Raw genomic sequence first — 25,196 nt, 5'->3', positions numbered from 1 at the left:
AATCGAATCCCAATAGCAGTAGCATCTGCCAGGATCAAACAGAATTGAACACATAGCAGATTCATAATAAGCTAATAAAAATTATGAAGTACGCTAAAAAATATAGACGAGTATACACAAATTTGAAACAATATATATTGTAACTAATTCACCACATCTACAAAACCAACATCATACTTGAGAAAATTCAAGTACTCACAAATGTATAGCTACATGTGGAATGCAACCATCATAGTAAAAATTGTTCCATACAACAATACTTAGGTCATCGCCATAAACACATAGCACATCTAATAGACAGAGACATTTTACTAACAAAATCAATTATAAAATATTGCAAAATAATATAAAAAAATAAAATATTTTATTAAATTGAATATTTCCATAAAATATAAGTTTTTATTTATTATTTTTAGAAATAAAACTTTTCAATACAATTTTTAATAAATCATTATTATTAATCTTAAAAAAATAAAATAAAAAAAATAATTGGATAAAATAATAAAATAAAGAAAAATAAGAATGTTTTAGACTTATTGAGCATTAAATTAAATAAGTAGTATATAAATGTAACTATATTTTCTTACAGATTACAGAAATTATTCTTGTTAAACTTCTATGCATTTTAATTCCATACTGTTCTACAATTTCAAAGCCGATTTCATCAGCAATAGGTTTTAAATCGACATAATGAGGACTTGCCATACACAGATAAGCTTCATCCTTCATATTATCATAAATTGATTTAAAGAATTCCCTGAAAATATCATCACCACTAATATCCCCAGTCGATGTTGAAATGCCGTATGGAGGATCAGTAACAACACTATCTACCTTTTCATACATTTTAAGTTCTCTCACATCAAGATTAAATGTTCTGTAATCAGTAATCCCATAATAATTCAGATTAATTGAAGTTCCATTTTTCATTTTCCAGTAAACGTCAGATCCAACAACCTTACATCCAATCAAACCCGCTTCGATTAGAATTCCTCCGGTTCCGCAGAAGGGGTCAAGTAGCAATTGACCTTCTTTTATTCTTGAAAGGTTAACCATACATCTTGCCAATTTCGGGTTCATGGACCCCGGATAAAAAAACGGCCTTTTATGAGGTTTGCTGTCTTCAAAATGCTTTTTGTTTAATTTGATTCTTTCAATAGCCACATAAATATCATTTTGATGTGCAACAACACGGATTAATGTTTTAGGTTTTGACAAATTGACTTTGATGTTTTCACAGTTTTCAAGAATTAAAGTACCTGACCGCCTTTCAGTTGCAACAGTGTCAATTTCTGTGTTAAATCTTTTCACACGAACCGCAAAAGTTTCATCAATATATTCAGACCAGATTATAGAAGCCATATCCTCATCAAAGTTATCTGCATCAGACCTTTTGATAAGTTCATGTACCTCATGAGTATATCCTAATCTTTTTGTTAAAATTTTATAATATGAATCGATATCTTCTTTTGAGATATTTCTTAAAATAACCAAACCTTCTGTTATCACCTCAATATCGGCAATAATATTTTCACATTCCATAACCGCCTTCAACTCGGCGAGAGGCAATTCAGGATGTTCTTGTGACTGTATACATAATAATTCCATAAAATTCACCAAAAAAAAATTAGAAAAAAAATTATCTTTTAAATTTATCAAAATGTCTTTGAATAACTTTCTCCCTTGAATTGTCCAATTCAACATCAGGAACTTCTTCAACATCATCCCTATAATGATCTTTCAAATCCATATCATCATAATAATCATCACTATAATAATATTCATCCCTTATTTCATCATAATAGCTTTTATCAGAATAGAAGTTTTGAGGTTGCAAATCATCACCAGCTCCATCAGCATCATTTCCAAATCTTCCACCATAGGGTTCGTACTCATAGTTATGCCTTTGTTGATAATCATCGTCTAAATTCAGATTACGGGGAGAATATTCATAATCCCTTCTTTGAAATCTGTCTCTTTCATTGGCAATGGGTGTTATAGGTTCAAATTCATCATGGAAATCATCCCTGCCAAAATAATCGTCATCATTTAAATAATCATCATGATAATGGACATTGGCATATCCTGACGGATGTTGGAAATTTCTAAACCGGGATATGTTCGAGAATATAATCTCTTCAACATGAGAAGGGTTAGAAATGTTTATTAGTTCCATCTGATTGTTGTCATAAGCACTGTAAACCGAAACAGAACCTATGTTAAACAATCTTGCAAGAATATTTTGAGAAGTATTAACATCTTGGATAGTTGCATATGGCATGTAGCTTTTTTTAGTGGATAACACTCCGGATTTAATAATAATCTTTGAATCAGTTAGAGTATATTCAAGAGCATACCAACTAAGAAGCTGCCATATAATGTATAATATAATAATAAGAATGACTACAAAAAAAGCAATGGCAGTATATCTTGTTAAAGGTAAAGTAATATGAGAAATAAGATAAACTTGCATTTTACCAATAAACTTAATTATCACTGGTGAGGCCCAAAAAACAATAATCAATAATATCAGACCGTAAATAGCTTTTTTACAGCCCAATAGCATATTAGATTTTGTTTTATAGAGAATTCTTTCATTAGCTTTAATTCCATTTTTATTAAATAACATTATTATACTATTAGAATTTACTTTTAAATAAAGTTTTATAAAAAAAAGAATAAATAAATAAGCCTCAGCTCGCCCATCATTCATCACGTATCAGAGCTCATAGGGTTCATCATCGGCTTATTGTATGATATTAAATTATCCAAACATCACGCCTGCTTCAGTTTTGAACAATTCGTCTTCTTTAGTTTTGCTCATGACCTTGTCAATAGCATCCATAAAGTCGGCAAGAGTAATTACCTCACGTTTTTCACGAATTGCAAACATACCTGCTTCAGTACATATGGCTTTTAAATCTGCACCTGACACATCATCAGTCAAATCGGCAATTAAATCAATGTCTGCCTCTTCATCCAAGGACATGTTTTTAGTGTGGATTTTTAAAATCTCACGTCTTCCGTCAACATTCGGAAGGGGAACTTCAATAAATCTGTCGAAACGTCCGGGACGCAATAATGCAGGATCCAATATATCAGGCCTATTAGTTGCACCGATGATTCCAATATCCCCTCTTGATTCGAAACCGTCAAGTTCTGCTAAAAGCTGCATTAAAGTCCTTTGAACTTCCCTATCTCCACTGGTGGAGCTTTTAAGTCTTTTAGCTGCAACAGCGTCAAGTTCATCAATGAATATAATGGCCGGAGCTTTCTCTTTAGCAAGTTCAAATACTTCACGCACCATTCTTGCTCCTTCCCCAATATATTTTTTAACAAACTCGGAAGCAACAATCTTAACGAAAGTAGCATTGGTTTCATTTGCAACCGCCTTTGCAAGCAATGTCTTACCTGTTCCAGGAGGCCCATATAACAATATTCCTTTAGGCGGTTCGATTCCTACTTTTTTGAATAATTCAGGCTCGGTCAAAGGCAATTCCACTGTTTCTTTAACTTCAACAATTTGCTCTTCCAGTCCACCAATTTGTTCATAGGTAATATCAGGTTTAGTTTCAATTTCCATTCCTGAAACATTAGCATCTTTTTCAGACGGTAAAACTTCAACAATACCGAAAGTTTGTTGGTTTAGTGCAACTCTTGAACCTGGCACCAATAACTTTTCATCTAAGAAATTTGAGTAATTAACAAGAAAACTAGGACCTGTACTACTTTTAACGGTCATTCTATTATCATCTAAAATTTCAGTAATAGTAGCTAACACTAAAGGTGGAGATCTAAATCTATCAATTTCTGAACGTAATGATTTAGTTTCTCTCTCAAGCCTTATTTTTTCATTTTCTATTAAGACTTTATCTTTTTCTAATTTTCTAACTTTCCACATTAAGTTACTTTTTGCTTTGGATTTTTCCTCTACTAAATGATCAATTTCATCTTGCAAAGCAACAACTTTTTCTATCAATTGATCTTTTGAAGAATTTTCCAAATGACTTAAATCATCCATGTGAATCATCTCCAGTTAGCGAATAAATTTTCAACATTTTACTTTAATAACAATTTGTAATTTTAAAGTATATAAAAGTATTTATTTTATAATACCAACAAACATTTAATAAATTAATAGTATAAATATTTATAAGAAAAAATAAAGGAAACTGATTAAAATGGAATGTGAAATCTGCGGTAAAATAGTACCCGAAAATAATCCAATAAGAGCAAAAATCGAAGGATCAGTTATGGTTGTATGTAAAGATTGCTCAAAATTAGGAACAATACAAAAAGCACCTCCACAACCAAAATTCAGACAAAAACCAAAAGGAAAACAAGGAAAAACCACTAAGCGCACCAATTATTCTAGAAGAGATGAACCTTCAGAAGAGCTAATTGAAGATTTCAACATAGAAATCAGAAAAGCAAGAGAATCAAAAAACTGGTCTCGTGAAGATTTAGGTAAAAAGATTAATGAAAGAGTTTCAGTCATTACAAGAATCGAAACTAGAAAAATGACTCCAGATACAAAACTAACAAAAAAATTAGAAAAAGCTTTAAATATAACACTTCTAGAAAAAACAGGCAATGTCGACTTAAACGAATTTATAAATACTTCCACCGGTGAACGTACCTTAGGAAGCATAATGAAAATAAAAAGAAAGTAGCTATTTTATATAGCTATTTAATTTTTCATTTTTAATGTGTCTTTTTTTACCTTTTACAGAATAATCAATTAAACCGTCATTTTTTGCCTTATGAGAATAGTAACCTTTAAAGGGTTTTGAAAGTTCCAACTCTTTTTTTAATTGATTATAACCTTCAAATTCATTACTTACAACAACCACGTGTGCAGGAGGATGAATTTTTTTTACATTCATAATACTTAAAGTAGTGTCTTCCTTTACGAAAAATGCAGTGGCGACCTTAGATTTAGTTCTAAGTTCGGAATTTAAAATTTTTTCAACTAATGAATCTGCATACTTAGAATCGATTTGTTTAGGTTTAGTTATTAAATTCAAATTACCATGACGCTCCATATCTGCAATTGCATTAAGTAATTTTGAATTATTTTCCCCTCTGATTAAAATTAAAGCCATTTTACCCCCTCAAATAAAAAAAATGAAAGGTGAATAATCACCTATTTTGGAAAGATTTAAGCAGTCTGCTTCTAAATAATACCAATAAAATCAAAATAATACCTACAGCCGTTTGTATACTGCCCAAAACAGTTAAAATATTTCCATCAATTGGCAAATCCCATGCAGGAGATGATCTATCACCAGGAAGTGCATTATAATAAACACCAACAGCTTTAGATCCTTGTTTTACATTGATATCCTTAGGTTCGACATGATCCACACCTACTAAAAGACCGTTATTAATACCTCTGTTAATAGAACCTGCAATTGCAGATGCATCATAACCATATTTGGAAACAGACGCTTCAACAATCTCTTTTGTAGTAGATGCTAAACCTGGCTTGTCACTTCCATAAACTGATACACTAACCGCATTAGATTTAACGGTTAACGCATTTCCTAATGCTTCATATGCATAAACAGTTCGAATATCTGCTCCACAGACAGGACATTTTCCATAGAGTTCTGCTGAAGGATAACCTATCGCCCAACCGCAGTCATCACAGATTTTAGAATATTCCTCATCCATAGGATAACCTGTGGAATTCAATTCTTTAGGTGTAAACATGTCGGAAGTAGAAATACCTGATACAAGATTTACTCCACCTCCACCGTATTTTTCTCCAGAATCTTTAGCTACTTCACCCATAGCCTCTGAGAGAATTGTAGTTGCAGGATAACCATCCCTAATCATTTTACCGATATTCAGTGCAGTTTCCTTTCTTACAGTGTCTGCAGTACCATATAAAGGATTTCCCGCAGTATTTCTCAAGTGAATAATAGCTCCTTTTTGACCTGGCTGCAGAGTTGCCACACCACTGTTATACGGAGTGACCTTAATCTCATTACTTGCATCATCAACTGTAATTACATAAGCATCAAATGATCCGCCAATAGCTGCACCAATATTCGGACCTCCAACAAGAAGACGGGCTCCTTTGAATTGGGAAGCTAGAGAAGCGGCAGATGCTGCAGAAGCATTATTCTCTAAACTAGCAACCGCATCAACAATCGATTCCAGCCTAGTGTCTGAACTACCAGTACCTCCAGAAAGTACTGCAAAGTGATTATTTCTAGAAAGCAGGAAAGTTGATTGGAACATGTTATGAGCAAAGGACATACTTCCAGCAGCAGCCCCATTAGGATCGCTTCCGGTTGGATCTGTAATAACTAAAATATTACAAGTAGCTGCCGCACTACTCATTGTTAATAATAATATTACAAAAAATACACATGAAACTTTTAATTTATTCAATTCCTTCACCAACTTCATTTCGTTTTATTTTCCAATTCAACAGACGAAAAGTCTTCTATAACAGTTACAGTAACTACGCCAGTATTCTTGTCTACTTGTACATCAGCAACAGTAATAGGTTGAACAGATGTACCTGGCACCGTAGACCGTGTTGCAAATTCCTGAGCCGATTGAATGGCATCCTGAAGCGAAACTTCTCTTTTGGAAGTTTTCAAAATATCACCGTATATTACACTGCCCTCTCTAAAACCTGCTTGCATAACGTTTCCTCTAATTGTTTCAACAGGAACTATATCATTGCCTTTAACGATAACACCGGAAATAGCAATACCGTCATTAATTTCATCAGAAGAAGCAAATGCGACATAAGTGATTAAACGACCGCAAAGAATTAAAATAAACGCCAATAATAAAATTATCAATGTGTCTCTTCTAATTTTTATAAACATATTTATCCTCTTAATATCAATATCTTTGAATAAGAATAAAATTTATTCATTTATTATATTAATTTAATTAAATATTTAAAGTTATATAATATCATTTAAGATGTTCTTTGCAAAATCCATTCCCTGAGCCCCGATTAACAAAATAATGTCTTTTTTATCAGCCTTATTGTAAACTTCACTTAAGCAGTCTTTCAAATTGTCATAGTGAACATATCTAATATTGTTCTGATTTAACACCTTGAAAAATACTTCCCGCTCTTCATTAATAACATAATTTAAATGGTTAACAACATCATTACTTGAAGACAAATACAATTCAATATCATCATCCATAGATTCTGCAAGGGCCTCAACATTTAACCTGTTAATTTCAACGCCCCGAGAACCTCTGATAGCACAGACAACATGTAATTTCTGATTGTCCGGAAGCATTTTTAGAGTTTCAGAAATTGTTGCTTTAATGCCTTCAGGATTATGGGCAAAATCATCATAAATCAAAGGCTCATCATTTAATTTGGTAAAACGCCTATTAAGAGAATTGTAAGATTTGACTCCTTCAACAATAACTTTAACATCCAAATCCAATGATATGCAAGCCCCAATAGCGGATAAAATATTTTGAATGAAATGATTGCTTTTAAAAGGCAATTCATCAATAGTTAAAATAGGATAATTCCTATAGTAAATCTTGTCATTGTCAAAATAGACTGCATTTTCATCATTAATTTTAGACATTGAAGTGTAAAATGGATTTTTCACATCCATCTCCATTAACAATTCATCATCATGATTTAAAATGCAAATTCCATCACCAATCTCTTTTGGAACTTCGGATATTTCTTTAAATACATCATCAATAGAGTCTATAAGGCCTATATGGTCAACTGCAATATTGGTTATAACACCGACTTTTGGCCTAATAACCTTGGTCATCAGTGCTGCATGATTTTCCATTAATTTTCCAAGCCATCCCTGAACTTCTGAAACTTCAATAACCAAATAATCCAGCTCACCATTTTCAAGCACTTCATCAGAAATCAATTTAGAAACCATCGGATCAATCAATGTGTTAAATTCCGATTCGTCATCAGTATTGGTGAGAACATGGTATCCCGCATTATCTAAAATATGATAAATTAAATGGGAAGTTGTTGATTTACCATTTGTTCCGGTAATAATGATATTAGTTGAATTAGGTGAAAATTTATTAATTGTATCATAAAGCGCAAAAGCATTAGCAAGTTCAATCTTATCTGTAATTATTAATGGGAAACTGAGCTTTTCAGCCATTTCAATAGCTCCGTCTTTCGGTGTTCGTGTGATTAAACAGGCAATATTTTTTCTAAATGCCATCTTTACCCCTTCAGCATCAATCCAATGGCGCACAACAATATCTCCAGTGTGCGCATCATTTAAAAAAGTGAATTTGCCTGAAAATCCATCTATTGAAAAGAAAGCGACATTTCCAACGAGTTTTCCATCAACATATTTAGCCAAATCTTTAATTTTCATATAAATCCCCTAAAAAAAGCAATTAGAATAGGTACATCTTAGCAAGAATACCTATTATACATAATAAAACTGTGAATCCCCAATAACTTAATATAATTTTTACCTCAGACATGCCATAATGATTTAAAGTGTGATGTAGAGGTTCTACGGGCAATTTGATGATATGTGCTCTGTGAAGCAGACTAACGACAACTGAAATAATCGGCACGCCCAATGCAAGCACACCAAAATAAGGCATGTCACATACTAAAACAGCTGCTGCATAGCCGGTACCCAGTACAAATGATCCTGTATCCCCCATAAATATTGAAGCAGGATATTTATTAAATACTAAAAATCCTAAACATAATCCTGCAAGAATTAAAAATGGCGCAATAGTATTTGCACATCCGAATAAATAGCCATATGCACAACAAGCAAATGAAGCAATACCCACAATACCTGCTGCAAGACCATCCATCCCATCAATAAGATTAACTGAATTAATACATCCGAGAATAGCTATTACAACTACTGGAATTGCCAATATACCTAATTGAAAACCTCCAATAGAAGTAACAACACCTGTTAAACCCAAGAACAACCCCAATACAATTTGACATATAATTTTTTCAAGTTCTTCCGGTTCTGTTTTAATCGGAACTTCTCCAATAACTTCAACTTTACCCTTTTTAAGCAAATCATCTACTTCGGCCTTTGCTTTAGGAGTAGCTACACGGACTTCCTCATCAGGTTCAACATCCAATCTTCCAAGAGTGACAATTTCATCAGAAACATTTACAACAATTTTTTGAACTTCCTTAACCTTAAGACCAATTAAATCGTCGACCCAACCTACAATTCCCCCTGCAAGCATTATAAAAGACACTATTAAAATTGGCGTATTTTGATAATATAATGCAATTAATAGGGAAATTGTAAATAAGAATGCAATACCTCCCATTGTTGGAGTACCGCTCTTATGTCTATGTTCGCTAACAATCGGATTATCCGCAATCCTTGCCTTAAGTAATATCCTTTTAACATACCATGTGAATAATATAGTGGCACATAATGTTATTAAAAAAAGGATTGAAATATCTGTATAATTCATTTTACCACACAATAAATCTTCTAAACTAATAAATTATCTATTGGTAATAGTATATAATTATAACTTATAACATGAACTTATACTAATTTTTCAATTAATTTTTCAAGGTCTTCTTTTGAATTTGCCCTTGCAGTGACTCTTTGATAATCAGTTGGACCATGAACAACAAAATCATTATATTCAAATGACTTTACAGGCACATTTGGAGCCGGACCTTCATAATTGCCAACAGGAATTTCGGTAGAATAATAATATTTTAGTTTATCTGAAATATCAGACAATGAAAACTCACCAATTGCCATATTAACTAATTCGCATAATGAATTAACACCACAAGTAGCTGTAGTTAAATATCTTGTGCCGTTAGGACGTGTATTTACTTCAATAGCATATAATTGGTTTTTTTTAGCAGAATACATGAAATCCATCTCAAAAATGCCATCGGATGCCAAGTTTTTAGCAACCTGATAGGCAACATGCTGCACTAAATTATTATCCAATCCGCGAACCATACAAGGTCCTGTTTTAACTTTATTTAACGGATGTGTTCCTTCCAAAGTTGTTTCACCCTTATAAATTGGAGGCAAAGCAACATATTCTCCATTATACCCCAATACTTCAATAGAAATTTCAGACCCTTCAATAAACTCTTCGCATAAAGCCTGATTAAATTCTTCAAAGTATTCATCAACATCCTCAATGGATTTGGCTATTTTAATATCCTTTCCACCCTGACCCTCACCCTGCTTTAACACAACCGGAAAATCCAATGTTAAATCTTCAGGACTGTTTAAAATTTGATAATCCGGAGTCACAACGCCTATTTCCTGATAAAATTCTTTAGTTTTAATTTTATCGGAGGTCAGTTCAACCGCATTAACCCCGGCTGCAATTACGGGAATTCCAAATTCCCCTTCAACCTCTTCTTTCATACGGGCAATGTCAATTAATGGAGGATCTATTCCTATTAATGGAACAATTGCATCAACATTGTGCATCAATGCCACTTGTTTTGGACCTTCCATTCCACGGGGGACGATAAATACTTGATCAGGCAAATCTAAATTAATTGCATCTTCATTAGATTCTGTTAAAACACTTTCTATGTTTTTACTTTTAACATACCAATCGATATCATCGTATAATCTTGAACCAATGAATAATAACTTCATAATACACATCCTTTTAATAAATTAATAAAATCATAAGCGGTTTTCTCAACATTTAAAGTGGGATTTTCACCCCAGTCCATAGTTTCGGGTTCGATTCCAACAAATATTATCTTAAAATCCATGCTTTTCTGCAAATATTTGACAAAATATGACAATGACATTGAATGGGTTGAAATGCCGATATTTACAAAGTCCTTTTCGTCAACAATTTTAATATCTCCGGGTTGAGCTCCCATTAAACATGCATCAACAATAATTACATGACTCGGCTGTTCCTTTCTAATTTTGCCAGTATAATTTTCAGGAACCGTCTTTGAATTTATTAGCAATACATTATCCTTTTCGAAGTTTTCTTCAATTAATTTATTAATAATAAACGGACCGACACCATCATCGCTTTTAAGCTCATTACCAACACCTAATATGATTAATTTTTTAAAACCGGTTAAAAATTCCTTTAAATCTGAATCAAAAGACAACATATCACCTAATAATATTCTGTTTTAATAGTTTCAATACCATTTCCCATTATATATTTTAGTTTTATATTTATTAAATCGTTTACCTTTACTGATTTTTCTTCCAATGGAATCAATAATGGCGGATTCAACATAGGCAGAGGTCCAACAATTAAGTTGTCTGTAAGTTTAGTGTAGGTTGTAATCATCAATCCGTTAACTGTACCTGATTTATCTGTTTTTAAGGTTAAATCAATATCAAATTCCGGTTTAATATCATTTAAAAAATTAAATTCGGAATAAACAACAGGTTTTGAATACTCTTCATAATTCGCTCCTTCATCCCAATGAATATAATGCCTTTCAAGATTTACAAGTTCAACCGTGTTGATAATTCCCTGAGGTATGATTTTGCCGTTTTCTTTTAAAAATTTTTTAGCATGGTTAAGAACTGGGATTTCCTCCTCATCTATTAATGCGGTGTCTAACATTTCACAAACAATTAAATCTGCTTTTTTTGTGAAATCATACTCTAAAACATCACTGTTGATTACTTCAGTATTGTCGAATGAACTTAAGTTTTCCCTGGCGCATTCATATGCCTTTTCATCAATTTCAAGAGAAATAACTTCATTGAAATATTTGCTTAAAAAATAGGATAAAACGCCGCTTCCACAACCTAAATCATAAGCCAAATCCATGTTCCCTTCATAATCATCAATAGCTTGAAAAAAAACGGACAACCTGTCATTATCTTTTAGTAAATCAAAATGATAAGGCGTTGTTTTAAATTTCATGTTAAAAAAAAAGAATTAATGGTGGTGATAATGATGGTGGTCATGAGACTGACCGGGTTCGTGGAAATCTTCACCATTTGCTGTACTTGTAAGTTTTACGTGTTCAACCCCTTTAAGCCTCATGATTCTTTCAGTTAAATCACGAATTTCAGCAATATCTCCATTAACAACTACAATTTCCATACAATACTTGTCAGTCATGTGAATATGCATGCTGGTATTGATTTCATTTCTGAAACTATGCTGGATTTCAGCTAAATTTTCCATAACACCAGTATAATGGTGATCATAAATAATAGTTACAATACCAATTCTTTCCCCTTCCATAGAATTCATCCATTGATATCTTACAATATAATCCTGAAGTGCATCACGAATTCCTTTTGAACGAGATTGATATCCTCTATCTTTTAAAACTTCATCAAAATCGGCTAGTAATTTTTTTGGTAAAGACATACTTATTCTCATCATATTATACACGCATTAAAACATCAATTGTTATTTATACATATAGAATTTAGATTATATAAATATTATGATTAAATAATAAAATAATATTACTCATAATAATAAAAAATAGAGAAAATATTATTCAACCAACAGATAATATTCCCCATCGGCCTTATTGATTAATTTTAAGAGCCCCTTATTCTGAAGGGACAAAATGATATGGTACATTCTAAAATTAGTAAGTTTCAAATCACCATAAAGCAGATAACCCTCAAGAGTGTATTTTGAAATCAAATTTTTATCATCAACCAAACTTTTAATTAATTTATATGATTCCTCTTCTTTTAAGTTTAATTCCAACTCTTTAATATCTTTTTTAGAATTAACTGTATTAATTTCCTTTTCGCTTTTCGACAAACTGACTTTATTATCGGAAAAATCAACCAAATCTTTATTTTGAAGCTCTTCGAGAATCTGAACCAAATCATACTCATGAAATCCCAGTTCCTTTTTCAAAATATCAACTGGAATCCCATCAGGATATTCAATGTTGAATATTTTAATCTGGTCTAAAACAACCTCTTCTTTTTTAGTAATATTTATCATATAATCAGTTGACAAGTTTATAATAATATATTATCTAAGTAATATTACTTAAATATTTATGATAATTGTACTTCCTTATCGGCAGCTATTTTTTCCTGGCGGGTTTTTTCAGCATGCTCTTCGGGAGTTAAATCATAGGGTCTTGTAAAGAACAGCTCAATATCATCAACCACCTGACATATGGACATGTGAACCAACTCTTTTAAAGCAAGACTCTTTTGAACCCTGTTTAAAGAATCATCACTATAAATTCTATCATAATCTTTTTTATAATCCTGACGTATTTTTGATGGATCCAAATCGATTTCAAGCTGATTAGCATTATATTCTTCGGTTAAAACCAAAAAGTTTATCAGTTCCTCTTTTTCATATTCAAAATCATCAGTTTCGTCTTCAATAACTTCATGGAAATAACTGCTTACTGACTGGAAAACATCTCTTGAAACATTTCCATTTAAAATATTGTCCATAAATAAACCGAATATCTCTGAGATAAAATATTTGCCGTTTTCCTCTTTTGTTTGGAAAATCAATTCATTTTCCACATTTACAACATGTTGAATCATGCTAATTTCCTTTCCTTTTTCAAAAGATTTAACATCAAATTTGACATTGTTCAGTTTATAATCAGCATTTGTTTTAAGTGCATTTTCTATATTTTCAATCTCTTCTTTTGTAATTTCCATAAAATCTTCAGACATGATTTACCTCATATTTATTTAGATGTTTATAATATTAAAAGTATTTATTAATTAAATCATTATAATAAAAAACATGGAAAGCGAATACATATTGGTTGAACTTAGGCAATTATCTCCAAATGAAAACATTACAAAAGAAGAATTGATGAATATACTTAAAAAGTATGCCGGCATTATTTCAGTATATGATTTAATGATGGCTACAGCATATATGAGAAAGGATGGAGAATTCGTTCATGTCAAGTATCGTGAAAAATATCTGAAAGTTTATATAAAATATTTTATCATGAGAATGAAAGAAGTTCTGGAAAAAGAAGACTATGATTACGAAGCAAATATTGATAAAGTGGCTTTTGAGAAATCATTTCCAATGCTTGAGAGAGTGTTTGAAAAAGAAAGACTGAGCGCTTCAAAAGATGATAAATTTCCATTAATTTATGTCATTACATCATTATACACTACATTCATTTTAGAAGAGCCCATACATCCTGTGGGAAGTGAATTTCCAGGAAGTTTAAAGGTAGAGGAGAGAAATGGGAAATTTTTATGTCCGGTTAAGGACAATCAGAAAGATAATATCAATGCAGTTTGTCATTTATGCTTAGCAGAACAGACACCGGATATTTAGAGTTGATTTTATGAGAATATGCGTGTATGGATCAGGAAGCGAAGATATAAATAAAATATATACAGATGCCACTTATGAATTAGGCTGTATAATGGCTCAGAAAGGACATACTCTTGTTTTTGGTGGAGGAGACAGTGGAATAATGGGTTCATGTGCTAAGGGAGTTCATGACAATGACGGGAAATCAATAGGAATTGCTCCCAAGTGGATTGAAAATTTTGAACCTCTCTGCGATGAATGCACCCGATTTATTTATGTCGAATCAATGGATGAGAGAAAGAATAAGTTTTTGGAAAATTCCGATGCAATTATTGTTGCACCGGGCGGAATGGGCACTTTAGACGAATTTTTTGAAGCTATTACATTAAAAAAACTCGAACAGCACAATAAAGACATCATTATCTTTAATATTGACAATTTTTATGAAAAAATGTTTGAAATGCTTGATGAAATGAATCAAAAAGGATTCCTATATAAACCATCCAAAACATTTAAAAAAGCCAGTACCGTAGATGAAATCTTTGAACTTTTAGAAAATAAATAAAAAAAGATTTTTACTGATTGAGCACTTCATTGATGAAGTACTCATGAATTAAAGTATCATGTGTAAGTTCCGGATGGAATGAAATGGCAATATTGTGACCTTGCTGAATAGCTATAATTTCATCATCTAAAACAGACAGTACTTTAATATCCTCTTTTGATTTATCATAACCCTCAAGAGCAGGAGCCCTAATAAATACTCCCTGATATTCCTGATTAAATATTTCAATAGGGGATTCGAAGGAATCTTTTTGTCTCCCATAAGTGTTTCTTTTAACTGAAATATCCATTAAACCAATTAATGGCTGGTCAAAGTCTGTTTTTTTACCAAGCAGCACCATCCCTGCACAAGTTCCGAATACTGCAATATTATTTTCTTTAATTACCTTATCAATTCCTCTCTCAAAGATAAGTTTGCCTATTACAGTACTTTCTCCTCCAGAAATAATTATGCCGTCACAGGTTTGTACATCTTCAGCATATCTTACAGGTTCAACTACAATGTCAACACCCATGTTCCGGGCCGCCTTTTTTGTTATGTCATAGTGCTCACTTACTGCACCTTGTAAATTTAAGATTCCTATTTTTATCATCATAACACCAAAAATATAAAAATTAGTTAGATATTTGTTACAGGTGCTATTAAAAATTTATTAATGATATAGCTAGGACTCAAAAATTAATTTCTAAAAAAATAATGCTTCAATTGCAAAATAAAGAAAATTTTGTGCAGTGAACTTTACTGGCGAATGTGATTAAAAAAAGAAGAAGAAAAAAAGAGAATTTATTTTTTAATTGTATCAATTGCGCTTCTTGCACCTGCTTTTACAAAACTGCTTTCATCTTCAAGTAATTTTTCAAGTTTAGGAATAGCTTTTTCATCACCTAAATTTCCAAGTGCCCAGGCAGCTGCCCCCCTTACTTTCCAATCTTCATCATCTAAAGTTTCGATTAATGGATCAACAGCTGCATCACCCATACGGGACAGTGCAGTGGAAGCTTCCCTTCTAACAAGTTTATTATTGTCTTTTAATGTTTTGATTAATGCAGGAATAGCTTTTTCATCATTTAATGCACCTAAAAGAGTAGCTACATGCAATCTTATGTTTTTCTTTCTGTTTGATAATGCATCGATTAAATAATCGATTGCTTCCTCGCCTTTTAACTCCAATTGCCCTACAGCATCTTCTACAACAAAATCATCTTTATCATTTAATAATTCAATTAATTCTTCAATACTATTTTCCATTTCAATCCCTCACATACAAAGGTAGTTTACCATCATTTAATTAATAATTATAACTTAAAGCATATAAATATTTCGATAGTATACGAACAAATTTCTACAAAATTATCATTTAAATATAATTAAGATAATATTATTAATATACGAACGATTGTTGTAAGTGAAATAATGTATAATATTGCAGTAATAAGTGGAGACGGCATAGGAAAAGAAGTAATGTCAGCATGTGAATATTTGCTCGATAAACTGGACTTGGAATTTAGTTTTAAATATGGAGAAGCGGGTTTTGACTGTTATAATAAAAATGGTACAACATTACCTGAAGAAACCATTAAAATATCTAAGGATAGTGATGCAGTGCTTTTCGGAGCATCAACATCAACCCCCGGACAACCCAGCCCAATTATCAATTTAAGAAAGGAACTTAATGTTTATGCAAATGTAAGACCTATTAAATCATACAAAGGAGTAAATTCAATTCATGATGATATTGACTTTGTAATTGTTAGGGAAAATACAGAAGGACTATACTCACAAATCGAATATGGTGATAAAAATAAGATGATTGCCGAGAGAATAATTACTCGAAAAGCATCTGAGAGAATATCTAAAGTCGCATTCAACATATGTGTCAAAAGAGGGGAAAACAAGGTCACTTGCGTTCACAAAAGCAACGTTTTAAAAAAGACCGACGGTGTTTTTAAAGAAAGTTTTTATAAAGTAGCCCAAAATTATCCTCAAATTAAAACTGAAGACTTTTATGTTGATGCAATGGCCATGTATCTGGTTACACAACCTCAAAACTTTGATGTGATTGTTTCTAGCAATTTATTTGGAGACATACTTTCTGATGAAAGTGCCGGACTCGTTGGTGGACTGGGCCTTGCCCCATCTGGAAATATAGGAGACCATAACGGATTATTTGAACCGGTTCATGGATCAGCACCAGACATTGCAGGCAAAAACATTGCAAATCCATGTTCAATGATACTGTCCGCATCAATGATGCTTGATTATTTAGGAGAATGGGAAATCTCAAATAATATAAAAAATGCTGTTGAGAAAATTATTTCAGAGTGTAAAGTCAGAACTCCCGATTTAGGCGGAGATTCCTCAACAATGGAAGTAACAAAAGCAATAGTTAAGGAGTTAATTTAAATGTTGAATATTACTACTTTTTTAGATGCAAATTCAAAACGTTTAGATAAAAACGTCTTATACAATTCCACAACCGGCGAAAAATATACTTCCAGTGAAATTTTATCCATAGTATCAGAGATTGGAAGAAATTTAAAGGAATTGGGAATTAAAAAAGGCGACAGAGTCATAATTTATTTAAAAAATTCAGAAGAATATTTATTTTCCCTTTTTGCAATATGGAGGATAGGTGCAATAGCCATTCCAACAAACAGGGTCTTTACATCTAACGAACTTGAATACATTGTAAGTGATTCAAAGGCAAAATTAATGATTACAGATAAAAAAGCAAAAGACATTATTGATATTGATACACATATTCTTGAAAATATTTCAGAATTTAGAAATTGCGAGGTTTTAGAATCTGAAAATACTGATTGGGACGATTTATGCCAATTACAATATACATCAGGCACTACAGGACAACCTAAAGGTGCTATGCTTACCCATGGAAATTATTTCACAGCAATCCACAATGAATGTGACGTATTAACCTTAAAACAAGACGACGTATTTTTAGGAATTTATCCTATGGCACATGTTGGCCTATCATGGGCTATTGCTGCTTTAAGGGCTGCTGCTTACTACATTATGATTGAACAGTTCAATATTGATGAATATCTGGAATTGTGCGAAAAGGAGAAAGTTACTGTTTTAACAGGAATGCCTCCCGTAATCCATTCATTAACTACAATGGATGCCCGCAGCCAACTTAAAAGTGTTCGTGAGATTATCTCCGGAGGAGGACCATTACATAAGAAAATATGGAAAGATTTTCATCAAACCTACGGAATACCAATTATTAATGCATATGGATTGTCTGAAACAATTGTAATTGGAACCGGCACAGTTATCAGACCAGAAGATTATAAAGAAGCTGACAGGTTTGAAAGCGTTGGCCATCCCGTCTGTTTTTCAGAAGTGAAAATTGTTGATGAGAATGACTCCAATAAAATATTGCCACAATACAAGCAGGGAGAAATTGCACTTAGAGGACCTGCAATCGCTAAAGGATATTGGGGCAATGAAGAAAAAACTAAAGAATCATTTTTAGATGACGGATGGTTTTTAACTGGTGATATTGGATATGTTGATAAAGATAACCGTTTATTCATTACAGACCGTAAGAAGGACATGATTGTAATGAGCGGATGGAAAATCTATCCTACTGAAGTTGAAGAAGTGCTAATTAAATATCCTGAGGTTAAGGAAATATCCATTTTCAGCATAAACGACTGTCATAGAGGAGAAATTCCTGTTGCAGCAGTTGTTTGGGAAAATAAAGAAGACCGTGAAGGGTTAATTAAATACGCCCGTGAAAACTTATCAAGATATAAAGTTCCAAGAGAAATATTTGCAATCGATGAACTTCCAAGAGTAAACGGCTGGAAATTACTTAGAAGAGAACTTAGAAAAATGTTTAAAAAATAAAAAAAAGTTTTTTTTGGAATTAGAATCAGAGGATTCTAACTCCCTTATTTTTTCTGTGATTATTTATAAATCATGGTTCCGATGCCATCTGTAGTAAATATTTCAAATAGAAGGGAATGTTTCTTACGTCCGTCAATGATATGGCAGGATTTAACACCATTTTCAATAGCTTTTACACATGTTTCGATTTTCGGAATCATTCCGCCTGAAATAACTCCCTCTTCAATTAAACCCTGAACTTCTGAAATTCTAATCTTTTGAATTAGGGATTTTGGATCATCAGGATCTCTTAAAACACCAGGAACATCAGTTAAAATAATTAATTTTTCAGCGCCGACTGCACTTGCAACTTCTCCAGCTGCAGTATCTGCGTTTAAATTCAAACTGGTTCCATCTTCTGCAATTCCCACAGGAGATATGACCGGAATATAATCGTTGTCCAAGAACATTTTAAGCAGCTTGGTGTTTACACAGTCAACTTCACCTACAAGGCCTAAATCTATGACTTCTTCATCGATTTTTCTAGCCTCTTTTTTATGGGCAAAAATCAAGCTTGAATCTTTTCCAGACAGACTTATTGCATCCCCATCATGTTTAATAAGTTCTGATACGATTTCTGTTGAAATCTTACCGACCAACACCATTTCAATAATTTCCATAGTTTCTTCGTCGGTTACTCTTAAACCTTTGATAAATTTAGGCTCCTTACCTAATTTATCCATTGATCTGGATATTTCCGGACCTCCCCCATGTACAATAAGAGGTTTCATCCCAACATATTTAAGTAAAACTGTGTCACGTGCTGTAGATGATTTTGCTTCATCATCAACCATTGCATGTCCACCATATTTAATTAAGATTTTTTTATCATGAAACTTTTTTATATAAGGCAAAGCTTCGATTAATACATTTATATCTTTCATTTAATCACTGAATTAATAATTTTTTTAATCATAAGTTGTACATTATAAATTATATTCTTTAATGTAATTATATATTGCACATAACATTAAAGACTGTGAAAAAATTTTATTTCAAATCAATAAAGATGATTTTGTTTAAATGCAAACTTATAAAAAAAATATTTCAGGGGTTGATTAACCCCATTATAAACAAAATTTAAAGGTAAATCTGTATTCCTGATTTACAACTTCCATTCCTTTAAATGAACCTTCTAAAATATCTGCAACTTTCTGTAAGTCTTCAGCAGTTATCGCACTGCCATTAGCCAATGGTGAGAAAAATGTAATTTCATCATCGGTAATCAGGTAGTTTAAAAGTTTTGTGTCCTCTTTCTGATATTTTTCAACAATAGCTAAAATTTTTTCTTCAACATCCTTATCCAAGTTTGTCATTAATATCACCTTTAATCATAGTTAACCTAAAAAGTATATAAACATTTATATATCTGTGTCATGAACTCTTTAAATTTAAAAAGAGCTGCAAAAAATAAGCGTCAAATCCCAGCATTAACAGTGAATTTTCGAATTCATAGCTAAAAAATTACTATAAAAAAAGTATAAAAATAGAAATTTAAAAGCAATCTGCAAAAAAAAGCTATCTGCTTAAATTAAATTCCATATTTTTTATTAAAGTATTTTTCTTTTAACTCTAAGTTGAGTTCCTCTAAATCTGCACCGCCAATAGCTTTCTTTAAAGTTTTAAAACAGATTTTTTTAGGTACGGTTGTATTTTTGATATGGGATTTATTCCAGATTTTATCAAATCTTTTCTTTAAACTTCCAAAATCAAATTTTTCAGAAACATTTTTTAGATTAATTAAATTTGCATGATTAATAACATCATACCCCGCATAAGTTTGCGCATCCATTACAATAGGATTTAATCCCAATATGAAACGCTGCAAATCATAATCTAAAAATGATTCATAATCCCCATCATAGGCATAAACATGTGCTTTTGCAGATAACGCATCAATGAAAACCAAAAACTGATTAGCAATTAATGCTCTTGAAATAATTTCATCACAGAATTTTAAACCGGTTTCTATTTTATCTAAAGATGAACCTGCAACATAGGTTTCATAATCTTCAAACCTGAATGCCACAAGTGCAAACATGTATAAATCCATCCAATCATTTTCTTTTAAGAATTCATGTGCCTTGTCAGTTAATTCCAAATCATGTGATTCACTTCCAACATCTTCATCACCTGATCCGCCACATAATACAGGTAAAACCCTTTCAACTAACTCTTGTTTTTTACCTGAAACTTTCAAACCGTTTTCTCTTAAAATATCCTTTAACTCGGCAACTGTGTATTTTTTAGATACTTCTTCTTCAGTTAATGATTCACCGCCACCAACACTTACATCAAAATCGCCTTCAAGATATCCTTCATCAACTAAATATTTAATACAGTCCTGTGCTGATGGAAAAGTTGCGAAATTACCTTCATTTAAAATATCATCAAGTTCATAACCGTTATTTAAAAAATTTAAAACATTAAAAATTTCTAATTTTTGTTCACTCACATAAACACCTTTTATATTTCATTAGCAATGATTTTAAAATTGCCAAATGCAATAGCTGCTTTCAGTTAAGAAAGCATTCCAGTTTTGATTTAGTGATATTATATTTTTTATATTAATTTAATGTTTTGCCTCAATTTCGTTATTTCTTATAAGAAACAAAAGCCATCGCCAGAACTCAAAAATAAATTTTTGAAAAATAATGCTTCAATTGTAAACTAAAAGAAAAATGCCAAGGAAAAATTTACTTTACAGACTCTCAAAACAAAGAACTAACATATATGTTTAAATCATCACAATGACATACAACAGTAGGGATTAATTATACATAACATATAGTTTTTATATTAATTAATCTAAACATTATATAATGCATTCTAGTAGAGTGTCTTTTTAAATATATTATTTCCACAATGATATTTTAAAAGAATTGAGAATTATGAAAAACACTTCATATGCAAAATAAAGCAGTAGAAAGAAGTTAAGATAAAAAAGTTTTTAAACCATGCAAAATTCTCTTCACGTCAAAAACTAGAATTATTTTAAAAAAAAGAGGTTTACAATGGATAGAATAAATTTTAATAATATTATTGAGATAATGAAACGTGATTTTAAAGCATCATTGTCAAATCCAATAGTAATGATTGTATTAATTGGGATAATCATTTTACCCTCACTTTATGCCATTATAAATATCCAAGCATGTTGGAATCCTTATGAAAATACAGATGATGTGCAATTTGCAATAGCAAATCTGGATAATGGAACAGAGTATAATGATGTGAAGTTAAACGTTGGAAACGAGCTTGTTAAAGAATTAAAAAATGACACGAAATTTGATTGGACTTTTGTAACTGAAAAAGAACTAAGAGACGGTGTAAATAACGGAGATTACTATGCCGGCATAATAATACCTAAAAATCTCAGTAAAAATGTAGTTTCAATTACAACCGATAAACCAAAACAGGCCCAACTAGAATATGTTGTCAATATTAAAACAAATCCTGTAGCTAATAAATTAACAGACAGTGCTGCAAATACCGTTTATACAACACTCAACTCTAAAATTATTGAAATTATAAACCTTGCAGCTTATGGAAAACTTGGAGAATTGCAAGAAGGCCTTGCATCAGGTGCCAGTCAATTATCAAGTGGAGGAAGTCAGCTTGTAGCCGGTTCATCACAGATATCCTCAGGAGCCAACCAGGTATCCTCCGGAATAAATGATGTGGAAAGTGGGGCAAGCCAAGTTCAAAGCGGTGCGGATCAGATTCAACAAGGTTCATCTGCAATCAAACAAGGAGCAAATGACGTAAAACAAGGTTCATCATCTATTAAAGAAAGCGCTGGTGCCATTGAACAAGGATCAAAAGATATACAATCACAAATAGATCCGTCAACACTTCCAGATCCTATGAAACAATATGTTGAAGGAAATATTAAACTTGCAAACAGCAGCGGCGAATTAGCTAAAGGTTCATCCAATTTAGCAGACGGTTCTGCTCAACTTGCTGAAAGTTCATCAAAATTAGCTGACGGTTCCAATGATGTTGCAGGAGGCGCCAATAAACTGGCAGGAGGTTCTGTTGAACTTGCAAAAGGATCATTAAGTCTTGCAGCCGGTGCTCAAATGCTTTCAAGTTCTGCATCACAAGCTTTATTTGCAGCAGCAGGTGCTCTAGGAGCTTCTGCAAATTCACTTCAAAGCATCACAGGAGTTAATGAAACACTGCTTGGAGACTACTTCTTCTCACCTGTAAAATTAGATAGGAACGAAGTATTTCCAGTACCTAATTACGGGTCCAATGTAGCTCCTTTTTATCTCGTATTGTCCATGTGGGTAGGTGCTATACTTACTTGCGTAATGATAAGAAGAGGAATAAGTGAAGGAACTAAATATACTCCAAGTGAAATGTATTTTGGTAAATTAGGATTTTTCATAATAATGAGCATACTTCAGGCAGGAGTCACAATAGCCGGAACATATCTTTTAGGTGTTTATATTGATAATACACCATTATTCATATTTTCTGCAGTTCTAATATCGGTAGTATTTATGATTTTAATGTATTCATTTATTTCTGCATTAGGTCAAGTTGGAAAAGCTATTGGAATTGTTCTTTTGGTACTTCAAATATCTGGAACCGGAGGAATTTACCCAATCGAAATTATGCACAGATTTTTCCAAATATTATACCCATATTTACCAATGACCTATGCAATTACATTAATACGTGAAGCACAGTTAGGTGTGGTTTGGTCAAATTACATACCTGCATTAACCATTCTTGTAGTTATTGGAATAGTGACCGTTATTGTTGCAACACTTATTAAACAAAAAGCAGACAAAGCATCTCACTACTTTGAAGAACGTTTAAAAGAAAGCGACTTATTTTAGAAGTTAATTACTAACTTCTACTTCTTATTTTTTATAAATTTCAACATTGCATTGAAACTAATTCCGCAATCAAATATTACTATTAAATACTATGATAATCTAATATAGGAATTATGACTAATAAAAATGTAGAGTTAATGAGGGGGAACCCTGAAACGGCTGTTAAAAAATTAGCCATACCAATAATGATATCAATGATTTTAACCGCATTATACAATATCATTGACGGTATCTGGGTAGCTGGACTTGGACCAACAGCCATAGCAGGAATAGGGTTTGTAACACCTATATTTATGGTGTTGAATGGAGCAAGTGTTGGACTAGGGAATGGTGCAACAAGTAGTATTTCAAGATTCATTGGTGCAAAGAATCATGAAATGGCAAATAAATCTGTAGAGCACTCTTTGTTTATTTTTTTAATAGCATCGATTATTTTAACAATCGTTTTGTTAATAATTCAAAAACCGTTGCTAATGAGTTATGGGGCTAGTGGACAAACATTAAATGAAGCATTAGCTTATAGTACTCCATTATTTTTAGGTTTAATAGCATTTATGTTTTCAAACGGATGCAGCGGAATCCTTCGTGGAGAAGGAGATATGAAACGTTCAATGTATGTTGTAGTTATTACAGTTATTTTAAATGCAACCTTGGATCCTATATTCATCTACACTTTAGGATTAGGTTCTGCAGGAGCATCTATTGCAACAATTGTAAGTTCCGCAATTGCAGCCTTTGTCATGCTCTATTGGATATTAATTAAAAAAGACACTTATGTCAATGTTACTCTTAAAAATTTTAAATCTGACTTAAACTTGGCAAAAGATATTTTAAAAGTCGGAATTCCATCATCCCTTGATATGTTAATAATGGCAATTGCAATGTCCATTTATCTAATCATAATATCCCAAGTTGGAGGAGATTACGGAATTGCTACATTTACATCAGGTCAGAGATTATACTTATTTGCAATAATGCCTCTTACAGCTATCGGGTCTGCAGTTATTGCAGTATCCGGAAGTGCATTTGGTGCTAAAAATGGAGATTATTTATCAAGAACACATACATACGGTTCTAAATTTGGTTTAGCATTAGGTACTGCAATTACCTTAATTTTAGTAATCTTTGCAACACCATTAGCTACAATATTTGCATATACTGCTGAAACTGCAAGTTTGGTTCCGGGAATTGCATTATATCTTCAGATTGCATGTCCGGCATTAATTTTAACAGGTATTGGAATACCGTCAAGCTTTTTCTATCAGGGAATCGGAAAAGGAATTTACAGTTTAATGTTTACAATACTTAGAGAAATCATATTTGTAGTTCCTCTAGTTTACTTGTTTGTTTTTGTTTTCAATTTCGGTCTTGTTGGAATCTGGTTAGGACTATGTATTGGAAGAGCAGTAGCAAGTATATTGAATTACCTATTTGCAAGATATGAAGTCGGAAGACTTAAAGCGAAATTTGGAAATTAAGAGTTTTCCAACTCTTAATTCATCTTTTTTTAAAGTGTTATAAAAATACACTAGATTGATTTAAAATTGATTTAACCTTGTAAAATTGATTTAATAAATAACTGACCAATTTATTAATATTAAAATCAGATATAAAGAATGTAA

At 32.1% G+C, this 25,196-nt stretch carries 26 protein-coding genes; 7 read left to right on the top strand and 19 right to left on the bottom strand.

From position 1 onward, the window contains the following. Positions 1-573: 573 nt before the first annotated feature. From Q4Q16_RS00900 to Q4Q16_RS00890, 3 genes are all read right to left on the bottom strand, one after another. Positions 574-1,608 (bottom strand): TIGR01177 family methyltransferase, encoded by a 1,035-nt coding sequence (locus Q4Q16_RS00900; protein WP_303345511.1) that lies wholly within the window; start codon positions 1,606-1,608, stop codon positions 574-576. 31 nt (positions 1,609-1,639) lie between these two features. After that, on the bottom strand, positions 1,640-2,629 hold the full coding sequence (locus Q4Q16_RS00895) for a PH domain-containing protein (RefSeq protein WP_303345510.1): 990 nt from the start codon (positions 2,627-2,629) through the stop codon (positions 1,640-1,642). Between the two features lie 135 nt (positions 2,630-2,764). Further along, complete coding sequence (locus Q4Q16_RS00890; protein WP_303345514.1) at positions 2,765-4,003, bottom strand: proteasome-activating nucleotidase; 1,239 nt, start codon at positions 4,001-4,003, stop codon at positions 2,765-2,767. Between the two features lie 178 nt (positions 4,004-4,181). On the opposite strand from Q4Q16_RS00890, the gene Q4Q16_RS00885 reads away from it, so the two are divergent. Then, the gene (locus Q4Q16_RS00885; protein WP_303345509.1) at positions 4,182-4,673 is read left to right on the top strand and encodes a multiprotein bridging factor aMBF1; all 492 of its coding nucleotides are present in this window, start codon (positions 4,182-4,184) and stop codon (positions 4,671-4,673) included. On the opposite strand, the gene Q4Q16_RS00880 is transcribed toward Q4Q16_RS00885, so the two are convergent. The 11 genes from Q4Q16_RS00880 to Q4Q16_RS00830 form a co-directional block, all read right to left on the bottom strand. After that, entirely contained in the window at positions 4,674-5,105 is a 432-nt protein-coding gene (locus Q4Q16_RS00880) for a DUF356 domain-containing protein (RefSeq protein WP_303345508.1), read from the bottom strand. Positions 5,106-5,142: 37 nt separating this feature from the next. Next, the gene (locus tag Q4Q16_RS00875; protein WP_303345507.1) at positions 5,143-6,420 is read right to left on the bottom strand and encodes a hypothetical protein; all 1,278 of its coding nucleotides are present in this window, start codon (positions 6,418-6,420) and stop codon (positions 5,143-5,145) included. Next, on the bottom strand, positions 6,417-6,851 hold the full coding sequence (locus Q4Q16_RS00870; protein WP_303345506.1) for a hypothetical protein: 435 nt from the start codon (positions 6,849-6,851) through the stop codon (positions 6,417-6,419). The genes Q4Q16_RS00875 and Q4Q16_RS00870 overlap by 4 nt, the downstream gene beginning before the upstream one ends. 81 nt (positions 6,852-6,932) lie before the next feature. Next, a complete protein-coding gene (locus Q4Q16_RS00865) occupies positions 6,933-8,363 on the bottom strand; it encodes a Mur ligase family protein (RefSeq protein WP_303345505.1) in 1,431 nt (476 codons plus the stop codon). Positions 8,364-8,385: 22 nt separating this feature from the next. Next, a complete protein-coding gene (locus tag Q4Q16_RS00860) occupies positions 8,386-9,468 on the bottom strand; it encodes a glycosyltransferase family 4 protein (protein WP_303345504.1) in 1,083 nt (360 codons plus the stop codon). Between the two features lie 65 nt (positions 9,469-9,533). Then, on the bottom strand, positions 9,534-10,628 hold the full coding sequence (locus Q4Q16_RS00855) for an acetyl-CoA carboxylase biotin carboxylase subunit family protein (protein ID WP_303345503.1): 1,095 nt from the start codon (positions 10,626-10,628) through the stop codon (positions 9,534-9,536). Then, entirely contained in the window at positions 10,625-11,107 is a 483-nt protein-coding gene (hycI, locus tag Q4Q16_RS00850) for a hydrogenase maturation peptidase HycI (protein ID WP_303345502.1), read from the bottom strand. The genes Q4Q16_RS00855 and hycI overlap by 4 nt, the downstream gene beginning before the upstream one ends. 8 nt (positions 11,108-11,115) lie before the next feature. Next, entirely contained in the window at positions 11,116-11,883 is a 768-nt protein-coding gene (locus tag Q4Q16_RS00845) for a methyltransferase domain-containing protein (protein WP_303345501.1), read from the bottom strand. A gap of 15 nt (positions 11,884-11,898) precedes the next feature. Next, positions 11,899-12,354 (bottom strand): nickel-responsive transcriptional regulator NikR, encoded by a 456-nt coding sequence (gene nikR, locus Q4Q16_RS00840; RefSeq protein ID WP_303345500.1) that lies wholly within the window; start codon positions 12,352-12,354, stop codon positions 11,899-11,901. A gap of 117 nt (positions 12,355-12,471) precedes the next feature. Beyond that, positions 12,472-12,939, bottom strand: a complete 468-nt coding sequence (locus Q4Q16_RS00835) for a hypothetical protein (protein WP_303345499.1) — start codon at positions 12,937-12,939, stop codon at positions 12,472-12,474. Between the two features lie 56 nt (positions 12,940-12,995). Next, positions 12,996-13,640, bottom strand: coding sequence for a hypothetical protein (locus tag Q4Q16_RS00830; RefSeq protein ID WP_303345498.1), 645 nt, complete (start codon positions 13,638-13,640; stop codon positions 12,996-12,998). A gap of 73 nt (positions 13,641-13,713) precedes the next feature. On the opposite strand from Q4Q16_RS00830, the gene Q4Q16_RS00825 reads away from it, so the two are divergent. Together Q4Q16_RS00825 and Q4Q16_RS00820 are read left to right on the top strand one after the other, a co-directional pair. Further along, the gene (locus Q4Q16_RS00825; protein ID WP_303345497.1) at positions 13,714-14,268 is read left to right on the top strand and encodes a DUF2115 domain-containing protein; all 555 of its coding nucleotides are present in this window, start codon (positions 13,714-13,716) and stop codon (positions 14,266-14,268) included. Positions 14,269-14,278: 10 nt separating this feature from the next. Then, a complete protein-coding gene (locus Q4Q16_RS00820) occupies positions 14,279-14,812 on the top strand; it encodes a TIGR00730 family Rossman fold protein (RefSeq protein WP_303345496.1) in 534 nt (177 codons plus the stop codon). A gap of 10 nt (positions 14,813-14,822) precedes the next feature. On the opposite strand, the gene pdxT is transcribed toward Q4Q16_RS00820, so the two are convergent. After that, positions 14,823-15,404: a pyridoxal 5'-phosphate synthase glutaminase subunit PdxT gene (gene pdxT / locus Q4Q16_RS00815; protein ID WP_303345495.1), complete on the bottom strand. Its 582-nt coding sequence runs from the start codon at positions 15,402-15,404 to the stop codon at positions 14,823-14,825. Between the two features lie 191 nt (positions 15,405-15,595). Next, a complete protein-coding gene (locus tag Q4Q16_RS00810) occupies positions 15,596-16,060 on the bottom strand; it encodes a HEAT repeat domain-containing protein (protein WP_303345494.1) in 465 nt (154 codons plus the stop codon). A 165-nt stretch (positions 16,061-16,225) separates the two neighbouring features. Here Q4Q16_RS00810 and aksF point away from each other — a divergent pair, with 165 nt between their 5' ends. Together aksF and Q4Q16_RS00800 are read left to right on the top strand one after the other, a co-directional pair. Then, entirely contained in the window at positions 16,226-17,215 is a 990-nt protein-coding gene (gene aksF, locus Q4Q16_RS00805; RefSeq protein WP_303345493.1) for a homoisocitrate dehydrogenase, read from the top strand. Continuing rightward, positions 17,216-18,685 carry a class I adenylate-forming enzyme family protein gene (locus Q4Q16_RS00800; RefSeq protein ID WP_303345492.1) on the top strand — a complete coding sequence of 490 codons (1,470 nt, stop codon included), beginning with the start codon at positions 17,216-17,218 and terminating at the stop codon, positions 18,683-18,685. A 59-nt stretch (positions 18,686-18,744) separates the two neighbouring features. On the opposite strand, the gene argB is transcribed toward Q4Q16_RS00800, so the two are convergent. The 3 genes from argB to Q4Q16_RS00785 form a co-directional block, all read right to left on the bottom strand. Then, complete coding sequence (argB, locus tag Q4Q16_RS00795; protein ID WP_303345491.1) at positions 18,745-19,608, bottom strand: acetylglutamate kinase; 864 nt, start codon at positions 19,606-19,608, stop codon at positions 18,745-18,747. Positions 19,609-19,791: 183 nt separating this feature from the next. Further along, positions 19,792-20,040 carry a hypothetical protein gene (locus tag Q4Q16_RS00790; RefSeq protein WP_303345490.1) on the bottom strand — a complete coding sequence of 83 codons (249 nt, stop codon included), beginning with the start codon at positions 20,038-20,040 and terminating at the stop codon, positions 19,792-19,794. Positions 20,041-20,255: 215 nt separating this feature from the next. Next, positions 20,256-21,179 carry an SAP domain-containing protein gene (locus tag Q4Q16_RS00785; protein WP_303345489.1) on the bottom strand — a complete coding sequence of 308 codons (924 nt, stop codon included), beginning with the start codon at positions 21,177-21,179 and terminating at the stop codon, positions 20,256-20,258. Between the two features lie 559 nt (positions 21,180-21,738). Here Q4Q16_RS00785 and Q4Q16_RS00780 point away from each other — a divergent pair. After that, positions 21,739-23,574, top strand: a complete 1,836-nt coding sequence (locus Q4Q16_RS00780; RefSeq protein WP_303345488.1) for a YhgE/Pip domain-containing protein — start codon at positions 21,739-21,741, stop codon at positions 23,572-23,574. Between the two features lie 113 nt (positions 23,575-23,687). Next, positions 23,688-25,052, top strand: a complete 1,365-nt coding sequence (locus tag Q4Q16_RS00775; protein WP_303345487.1) for an MATE family efflux transporter — start codon at positions 23,688-23,690, stop codon at positions 25,050-25,052. Positions 25,053-25,196: the final 144 nt, after the last annotated feature.

It is taken from the genome of Methanobrevibacter sp. (assembly GCF_030539875.1).
Classification (GTDB): domain Archaea; phylum Methanobacteriota; class Methanobacteria; order Methanobacteriales; family Methanobacteriaceae; genus Methanocatella.
This window is presented reverse-complemented; position numbering and strand designations above follow the sequence as displayed.

Excerpts from the sequence above, each read along its gene's own strand:
- Q4Q16_RS00900 (WP_303345511.1), bottom strand. The coding sequence starts at position 1,608 with ATGGAATTATTATGTATACAGTCACAAGAACATCCTGAATTGCCTCTC.
- Q4Q16_RS00775 (WP_303345487.1), top strand. The coding sequence starts at position 23,688 with ATGACTAATAAAAATGTAGAGTTAATGAGGGGGAACCCTGAAACGGCT.
- pdxT (WP_303345495.1), bottom strand. The coding sequence starts at position 15,404 with ATGATAAAAATAGGAATCTTAAATTTACAAGGTGCAGTAAGTGAGCAC.
- Q4Q16_RS00875 (WP_303345507.1), bottom strand. The coding sequence starts at position 6,420 with ATGAAGTTGGTGAAGGAATTGAATAAATTAAAAGTTTCATGTGTATTT.
- Q4Q16_RS00830 (WP_303345498.1), bottom strand. The coding sequence starts at position 13,640 with ATGTCTGAAGATTTTATGGAAATTACAAAAGAAGAGATTGAAAATATA.
- nikR (WP_303345500.1), bottom strand. The coding sequence starts at position 12,354 with ATGATGAGAATAAGTATGTCTTTACCAAAAAAATTACTAGCCGATTTT.
- Q4Q16_RS00790 (WP_303345490.1), bottom strand. The coding sequence starts at position 20,040 with ATGACAAACTTGGATAAGGATGTTGAAGAAAAAATTTTAGCTATTGTT.
- Q4Q16_RS00885 (WP_303345509.1), top strand. The coding sequence starts at position 4,182 with ATGGAATGTGAAATCTGCGGTAAAATAGTACCCGAAAATAATCCAATA.
- Q4Q16_RS00800 (WP_303345492.1), top strand. The coding sequence starts at position 17,216 with ATGTTGAATATTACTACTTTTTTAGATGCAAATTCAAAACGTTTAGAT.
- Q4Q16_RS00825 (WP_303345497.1), top strand. The coding sequence starts at position 13,714 with ATGGAAAGCGAATACATATTGGTTGAACTTAGGCAATTATCTCCAAAT.
- aksF (WP_303345493.1), top strand. The coding sequence starts at position 16,226 with ATGTATAATATTGCAGTAATAAGTGGAGACGGCATAGGAAAAGAAGTA.
- Q4Q16_RS00820 (WP_303345496.1), top strand. The coding sequence starts at position 14,279 with ATGAGAATATGCGTGTATGGATCAGGAAGCGAAGATATAAATAAAATA.
- argB (WP_303345491.1), bottom strand. The coding sequence starts at position 19,608 with ATGAAAGATATAAATGTATTAATCGAAGCTTTGCCTTATATAAAAAAG.
- Q4Q16_RS00845 (WP_303345501.1), bottom strand. The coding sequence starts at position 11,883 with ATGAAATTTAAAACAACGCCTTATCATTTTGATTTACTAAAAGATAAT.
- Q4Q16_RS00865 (WP_303345505.1), bottom strand. The coding sequence starts at position 8,363 with ATGAAAATTAAAGATTTGGCTAAATATGTTGATGGAAAACTCGTTGGA.
- Q4Q16_RS00780 (WP_303345488.1), top strand. The coding sequence starts at position 21,739 with ATGGATAGAATAAATTTTAATAATATTATTGAGATAATGAAACGTGAT.
- Q4Q16_RS00835 (WP_303345499.1), bottom strand. The coding sequence starts at position 12,939 with ATGATAAATATTACTAAAAAAGAAGAGGTTGTTTTAGACCAGATTAAA.
- Q4Q16_RS00880 (WP_303345508.1), bottom strand. The coding sequence starts at position 5,105 with ATGGCTTTAATTTTAATCAGAGGGGAAAATAATTCAAAATTACTTAAT.
- Q4Q16_RS00870 (WP_303345506.1), bottom strand. The coding sequence starts at position 6,851 with ATGTTTATAAAAATTAGAAGAGACACATTGATAATTTTATTATTGGCG.
- Q4Q16_RS00810 (WP_303345494.1), bottom strand. The coding sequence starts at position 16,060 with ATGGAAAATAGTATTGAAGAATTAATTGAATTATTAAATGATAAAGAT.
- Q4Q16_RS00895 (WP_303345510.1), bottom strand. The coding sequence starts at position 2,629 with ATGTTATTTAATAAAAATGGAATTAAAGCTAATGAAAGAATTCTCTAT.
- Q4Q16_RS00855 (WP_303345503.1), bottom strand. The coding sequence starts at position 10,628 with ATGAAGTTATTATTCATTGGTTCAAGATTATACGATGATATCGATTGG.